At 57.9% G+C, this 7,415-nt stretch carries 3 protein-coding genes; all 3 read left to right on the top strand.

The window, feature by feature from the left end:
- Nucleotides 1-222 precede the first annotated feature (222 nt).
- Nucleotides 223-1,407, top strand: a complete 1,185-nt coding sequence (locus JHJ32_RS22270) for a tail fiber domain-containing protein (protein ID WP_200122875.1) — start codon at nucleotides 223-225, stop codon at nucleotides 1,405-1,407.
- A 78-nt stretch (nucleotides 1,408-1,485) separates the two neighbouring features.
- Nucleotides 1,486-2,571, top strand: a complete 1,086-nt coding sequence (locus tag JHJ32_RS22265) for a tail fiber domain-containing protein (protein ID WP_200122873.1) — start codon at nucleotides 1,486-1,488, stop codon at nucleotides 2,569-2,571.
- 14 nt (nucleotides 2,572-2,585) lie between these two features.
- On the top strand, nucleotides 2,586-7,415 hold a 4,830-nt coding region (locus tag JHJ32_RS22260), incomplete at its 3' end, for an Ig-like domain-containing protein (RefSeq protein ID WP_233632811.1).

Genomic DNA, 7,415 nt, shown 5'->3' with positions numbered 1-7,415 from the left:
AGCCCGGGCAACGAGCCGCTGAACCGGCGTATCAGCAATACAACGCATGAGATCGGTATTCAGTACCGCTTTGGTGGTTTTGTGGGGCTACTGTAGCATTTTTCTGCAAAACTATACCAAAGTATAGGTGCGGTTAGGGGCTAAAGGGGTACTTTCGCTGCATATTTGCGGGGTGACATCTACCAATGTCAGGCCTACATAGCGAATCAAACAGATAGTTTTATGAAAAGAATTTTACTCCTATTATTGTGCTGTAGTTTCTTACAGGTACGTGCCCAAGTGGGTATCGGTACGTCAAATCCTCTTGCTGGCTTTCATGTAGCCGACAGCAATGTGCTGTTTTCGGCGACAGGTGATGTGGTCTCGGGTACTTCGACGCCGATCAACGGCGAAGGGCGCCGGATGATGTGGTTTGCGGATAAAGCAGCCTTCCGCGCTGGATATGTGGGGTCTTTCGGGGCTACATACTGGAATGCGAATAATATCGGCAACTATTCCTTTGCCACAGGCTATAATACCCGGGCCAGCGGGGCACATGCCTTTGCCGCGGGGATGGCCACCACGGCTTCAGGCGACGAGTCCGTGGCGTTGGGAAATAACGGTACGGCCAGCGCTAACCGCGCCTTCGCATTTAACGGCACAGCAACAGGTGTTGGCGCTGTGGCCATCGGCTCCGGCGCACAGGCCACCGGAGAGGATGCACTGGCGATGGGCCCATCGGCCATCGCTGGCGGGCTTGCGTCCGTCGTCATCGGTCCGTCCATTGCCAATGGCAACTTTGCGGTGGCGATTGGTTTGCAAAACAGCGCCAGTGGGCAATTTTCAGTGGCTATCGGCAAAAATGCACGCACAGCTGGCAGGCAGGGGGCCATGGTCCTGGGCGATGCTGGAGCTTCTTTCTCGAGCGACAGCGTATACGCTACCGCCAATAATCAGATGACCATGCGGTTTATTGGTGGCTATAAATTGTATACTTCGCAGAACCTTTCTTCAGGCGTGGATATGGCCCCGGGGGGCGGCTCGTGGAGCAGCCTGAGCGACCGTAATAAGAAGGAGAACTTTGAGGAGATAGACATGGAATTGGTCTTGCAGAAAGTGGCGGCAATCCCCGTGACGCGCTGGAACTACAAGAGCCAGCCCGCCAGCCAGCAGCACATCGGCCCCACAGCGCAGGATTTCCATGCGGCGTTCCAACTGGATGGCGTGGACAACGACACGACCATCAATACGGTGGATATCGATGGGGTGAATATGGCGGCTATCCAAGCTTTGGAAAAACGGACCGCCGCACTCAGGGCGGAAAACGATGCGCTGAAAGCCCAGGTGGCGGCGATGAACGAACGGATGGCTGCGTTGGAGAAGCTGATGCATGTAAAAAACCAAAGTATAGATGCGGTTAGGGAATAAAGGGATACGTTCGTCGGATATTTATGGGTGACATCTACCAATGTCAGGTCTACATAGCGAATCAAACAGACAGTTTTTATGAAAAGAATTTTACTCCTATTGTTGTGCGGTAGTTTCATACAGGTGAGCGCCCAAGTGGGTATCGGTACGTCACATCCGCTTGCCGGCTTTCATGTAGCCGACAGCAATGTGCTGTTTTCGGCGGCAGGTGATGTGGTTTCGGGTACCTCGACGCCGATCAGCGGCGAAGGCCGCCGGATGATGTGGTTTGCGGATAAAGCAGCCTTCCGCGCGGGATATGTGGGGGCTTTCGGGGCTACATACTGGAATGCGAATAATATCGGCAACTATTCCTTTGCCACAGGCTATAATACCCGGGCCAGCGGGGCCCACAGTATCGCGATGGGCATCGGCAGCGTCGCCTCGGGGGTGAGCGCTGTCGCGCTCGGTGAAAACAACACGGCGTCCGGAGCCAATTCGGTGGCGCTCGGCTACCATGCCAGCACGAACGTGCGGCAGGGGACTTTCGTCTTCGCCGATCGTTCCACGGTCGACACGCTGCGTGCCGGCGTCAACCACTCGGCCAACTTCCGGGTCTCCGGAGGGTTCCGGATCTTCACATCGAGCAACCTAAGCACCGGGGTGACGATCCAGTCGGGCACCTCCGTCAGCAACTGGGGTCAGGCGAACGCCGTCATCAGCACGAGCACGGGTGCGTATCTGACGACCGGCGGCGTCTGGCAGAACGCGTCGGATGAGAACCTCAAGTTCGCCTTCAGCGAGGTGGATGACGAGGAGGTTCTGGGCCGATTACGATCGTTACCCGTGAGTACATGGAGTTACCTCGTGGAGGGAGGGGAAGTACGCCACATGGGTCCGACCGCGCAGGACTTTCAGCGTGCCTTCGGCCTGGGGACGAGCGACAGGTCCATCGGCACCGTCGACGCCGACGGGGTGGCGCTGGCTGCGGCGAAGGCGCTCGAGAGGCGGACCGCCGAGCAGGCTGAGGAACTGCGGGGGCAGGCGGTGCGGATCGAAGCGCTCAGGGCGGAAAACGATGCGCTGAAAGCCCAAGCGGAGGCGATGAACGAACGGATGGCTGTGTTGGAGAGGCTGATCGCCGAAGCGGCGGGGGGACAACAGGCACGCCCAAACGATAACTGATAAAGTCTACCTTAATGGAACATATTTTTCGCGTGATACGACTTGGCGCTGTGATAGCAGCGCTATGGTACGGAGGGTTCTGCGCCGTACCGGCATATGCGCAGCTGACGGCCGGAAGCCAGGGGCTGGCAGTGAAGGCCGGTACGCTGATTTCTATCGATGGGCTGGTACTCAATCCGAAAGCGGATATGACGTTTGCCGGAAACGTGGTGGAAGAATCGGCAACGCCTGTTATGTATGCGGATAATGCCTCGATAAAACAGGTGTATACCTTTGGTACGCCCATCCCGTATTCGGGTATGCTGCGGTTCAACTATCGGGATGAGGCATTGGACGGCGCGGCGCCGCGGGAACTGAAGCTGATTTATTCGGCTGCCGAAGGGGGGACGTTTACGTTGCTGACAGAAACTGTGGTAAACGAAGCAAACCGGGTTGCTGAATACGAATTTGAAGATCAGGTGATGCTGCAGCAGGTCAGTGCACTGCCGCTTTTTTTCAATATCGAGCCCAATGCTACGAACATGACGCATACCGTGACGTACACGGAAGATCCGGACGGTCCGGTAGCGTTGAACGACATCGTGGTGACCGATCCCAACGTGGATGAAGTCATCACCGCTACGCTGACATTGAGTGAACCGGCAGCGGGTGCATTGACCACCGGTGTATTCGGTTCGGCTACCTCGACTTATAATGGGGATACCGGCGTATGGATGGTTTCCGGCTCGGTAACTGACGTGAACGCGGCACTGGCCAGTGTGGCTTTTGTGCCGGTGGCAAACTGGGACCAAAACACGACGATAACCACGCGTATCCGGGATGCGGCAGATACGGGGCCGGCCGACGGTACGATAACGCTGCAAGTAACCGCAGTGAACGACGCACCTGTGATTACTGCTCCCGGTTCGATAACCGTTATCGAAGATGAAGCCAGTGCCATTACGGGCATCAGCTTCTCGGATGTGGATGCCGGGACGGGCCTGGTGACCGCTACCTTTTCGGTGCCGAGCGGTTCGCTGGCGGCGACAAGCGGCGGCGGCGTAACGGTAGGGGGGACGGCCAGTGCCCTGACGCTGACGGGTACGATTGCAGACATCAATGCGTTTATTGCTGCACATGGCGTCACCTACACGACAGCCCTGAACGCCACGGCGGATGTGACGCTGACGGTGACCATCAACGATAACGGCAATACGGGCTCTGGTGGAGCCCAGGAGGTTAGCACCACGGTAACGCTGGCGGTAAACGCCATACCGAGGGCGGCCATTGTCGTGGACGATACGGAAGTGAACGTGGGAGAAACCGCTACCGTGACCATCACGTTCAGCGAGATGGTAACCGGGCTGACGCTGGCCGACTTCACGGTGGCCAATGGCACATTGAGCTACTTGGTTACAACAGACAGGCTAACCTGGAGGGCAATATTTACGCCCGCAGCGGATGTGCATGAACCGAACAATGTGATCACACTGGATAATACGGGCTTCATGGATATGTCAGGCAATACCGGTAGGGGTACGACCACATCGAACAATTTTGCCATCAGGACGTTGCCGATGACGCTTGTCGTGACAACGCTATCCGATACTGGTGATGACGCTACGATTGCGCCTGGCTTGGCGGAAGATGAGACAGATGGCGATGGTTTGAGCTTGCGGGAGGCCCTGGCTTGGGCGCGCCGCGGCGACACGGTGACGTTTGCGCAAGGAGGTACGATTACCCTCAATGGCACCCAACTCGTGGTCAATCACGGAAACCTGACTATCGACGGCGACCTGGACGATGATGGTGTGCCGGATATCACCGTATCGGGTAACAACGCCAGCCGAATCATGTTTGTAGCGGCCGGCAGCACGGATGTCGAACTGGTTGGCTTGACATTGACCGATGGGGCTGGCATCAATAGTGGCGGCGGGCTTGCACTTGGCTTCGACGTCTCGATGACGCTGCGCAACTGCAAGGTTACCAATAACCATGAGCTTGGCGCGGGCGGCGGGGGCATCTATGGTTCATCGGTGACGTTAACCCTGGTAAACTGTACAGTGAGCGGCAACAGCAGTAACGCCTTTGGTGGTGGTCTTCGCATTGTGGGGGCGGGCGGTAGACTGCATTTGGTCAACAGTACTGTGAGTGGCAATACCACGACAGGGACAGGCGCACATGGCGGTGGCATCCAGTTTGGCGGCACGGGTGGCCTTACGATTGTGAACAGCACCATCAGCGGCAATGCAGCATTGGGTAATGCTTCCGTTGGCGGCGGGCTCCGGATTGCCGGCGGTAACACGGCTGTTTACAACTCCACCATCGTCGGCAATGCGGCGGCGCATGCAGGCGGCGGTGTGTCTGCCAATGGCAACGATAGCTTTGTGAATACCGTGGTGGCTGGCAATACCGCAGGTGCTGCGGCGGCCATCGGTGGAGCGCCACTGGCCACGGGCGGCACTCCCGATGATGTCAACGGCGTCATCGAAACGGGAATCCATAATTTCTTCGGCACGAATACCGCAATAACAACAGACAACCACAACCTGAACAATCAGGGGACCGATAACCTGCTGCTGGGCGACCTGATGGATAATGGCGGGCCCGTACATACGCATAAACCGCAGGCCGGCAGTGCACTGATCGGCGCCGGCAGTGTGGCTCATTTGCCACCCGATGCCTATGATCTCGACGGCAATGGTGATACCATGGAAGCCCTGCCTGTGGATGCCACGGGCGGGCTGCGCACGCCGAATGGGACGGTGGATATCGGTGCCGTGGAGGCCTTCCAGGGACCCGAGGTGAGTGCCGTGGGGACGACGAACCCGGATGGCTTGTACAAAACGGGTGACCTCATCAGCATAACCGTGGTCTTTAATGCGGCTGTAACGGTGAATACCGATAATGGCTCGCCGACCTTGCTGCTGGAGACGGGCGATACGGACCGCGAGGCGGTGTATGTATCGGGCTCGGGCTCGAATACGTTGACATTTGCCTACACGGTACAGGCTGGTGACGCGAGCGCCGACCTCGACTATGCATCCACTGCCGCCCTGGCACTTAACGGCGGCACCATACAGAATGCTGCCGGCCTGGATGCCGTACTGACCCTGCCCGCTACGGGTGGCGCCAACTCGATCGCCGGACAGCATGCAATCGTGATCGATGGCGTGGCTCCGGAAGTTACGTCGGTAGCGGTGCCGGCTGACGGATATCATGTGGCGGGCGATGCGCTGGATTTTACGGTGCATTTCAGCGAAAACGTCACGGTGGACGCAACGGGCGGCGAGCCCCATCTCGAAGTGACCATCGGCACGACTGTCGTACAGGCGGGCTATGTGAATGGCTCGGGCAGCAACGCGCTGGTATTCCGCTATGTGGTGCAGACGGGCGATATAGACCTCGACGGCATTACCGTCAACACCGTACTGGAGCCGAATGGTGGCACCCTACGGGATGCGGCGGGCAACGACGCCAATACTACACTGAACAATATTGCACCGACCAACGATATATTTGTCCATGCGGTATATCCTTCGGTTGCCTTGGCTACAACGGCAACTTCGCCCACCAATCAGGCATTCATGGTGAGCATCGTATTCAGCGAAGCGGTAACGGGCTTGACGATAGGTGGTGTTTCTGCTACCAACGCCGGGCTAAGCGGGCTATATACCACAGATAACCTAACGTATACCGTACAGGTAACACCGTTGGCAGACGGCGTGGTGACGATGCAGGTGCCTGCTGGTACGGCCCAGAATATTGCTGGCAACGGAAACACGGTTTCTAATATGCTGACGGTGGAATACGACGGCACGGCGCCTGCGGTTCCGGCAGGGCTCGCGGCCACGCCGGGTAATGGCGAGGTCGTGCTGGAATGGACAGCCAATTCGGATGATGCGGTATCCTACCGGGTGTACGGTGGCGCTGCCGGCGATCCGGCGGTGCTGCTGGAAACGATGGCGGCAGGGGAAACGGCCTTTACACATACGGGGTTGGCCAATGGTAGGGAATACCATTACCGCGTTTCGGCCGTGGACGCGGCAGGCAATGAAAGCCCGCTTTCGGAAGCGGTAACGGCCACTCCGATGGGAGAACAGGTTATTACCTTCGGTGCGCTGGCTGCTATGACCTACGGTGATGGCCCGCTGACGTTGACGGCTGCGGCGTCCTCGGGATTGGAAGTAACCTATAGCAGCAGCGATCCATCGGTGGCCTCGGTGTCGGGCAATGTGTTGGCGGTACACTCGGCGGGTACGGTAACCATTACGGCTAAGCAGGAGGGGGATGCGGCGTTCCATGCGGCCGCACCGGTGATGCAAGTGCTGACGGTCAACCCGGCGGCCTTGATTATAACGGCGGATGCTGGTCAGGGTAAGGTTTACGGTGCTGCCGACCCGGTGTTAACCTTCGACGTGTCGGGTTTTGCACGAAACGATGACGAGAGCATCCTGGGGGGTAAACTGGAGCGCGAAGCGGGAGAGGATGCGGGTGGCTATGCCATCACGCAGGGCACACTGACTGCCGGAAACAATTACGCGATATCCTTCTCAGGTGCCGATTTCATCATCGAGCCGCGGACAGTCACGGTCACGGCGGATGGCAAATCCAAGGTGTCTGGCGCAGCGGATCCGGCATTGACCTATACGGCGGTCCCTGCCCTGGTGAATGGTGATGCCTTTACAGGAACATTGGTGCGGGAACCAGGTGAAGATGCTGGTAACTATGCTATTACCCAAGGTACGCTGACTGCTGGCAGCAATTATGAGCTGACGTTCATTGGTGCATGGCTGGTCATTACACAACACCCATCGCCGCAGGAGATCACGGGCGTCACACTGGCAGGTCGCAGCTTCGTGTAT

It is taken from the genome of Parapedobacter sp. ISTM3, from assembly GCF_016533505.1.
Lineage (GTDB): Bacteria > Bacteroidota > Bacteroidia > Sphingobacteriales > Sphingobacteriaceae > Parapedobacter > Parapedobacter luteus.
Note: the sequence above shows the minus strand (reverse complement) of the source record. Positions and strands in the feature narration are given on the sequence as shown.